The organism is Paenibacillus sp. GbtcB18 (genome assembly GCF_019091125.1).
GTDB classification, from domain to species: domain Bacteria; phylum Bacillota; class Bacilli; order Paenibacillales; family NBRC-103111; genus Paenibacillus_F; species Paenibacillus_F chitinolyticus.
In genome coordinates, this window is sequence record NZ_JAGXJX010000152.1 from 1 (window position 1) to 399 (window position 399).

The 399-nt window shown below is 46.9% G+C and carries 1 protein-coding gene; it reads right to left on the reverse strand.

Annotation, left to right across the window (positions count from 1 at the left end):
* On the reverse strand, positions 1–399 hold a 399-nt coding region (locus KVT34_RS29915), incomplete at both ends, for a CurL C-terminal domain-containing protein (RefSeq protein WP_217563261.1).

The following is a 399-nucleotide window of genomic DNA, read 5'->3' on the forward strand; positions in this document are numbered from 1 at the left end:
GCCTTTTTCCTTTCTCTCCACCCAATACTTTTCTTTCGAGAACGGATACGTCGGCAAGTTGATTCCATTGATCCTCGGGTTCGCAAACATCAGACTCCAATCCATTTCGTATCCCATGCAATAAAATTCTGCCAGCGCGTATAGGGTTTCTCTGTATTTCTGGCTATCTCCAACTTCCGACCGGCTTCGGATCAGCAGCTCTTGGGCGAGCATTTTCGTCGCCCTTTGTCCCTTAAAGGTCCGATCTACTTTTCCCTCAAACAAGTACGGTCCTTTTTCTTTATTGCTCCCCTGATTCAATGCGGTTATTGTTGTTTCCACGTCTTGCACGATGGCTGCAAAGCGGTACTGAAAATGCTGTCTGCCTTCCAGCAGTGTGTAACTAATACCTGCCAAATC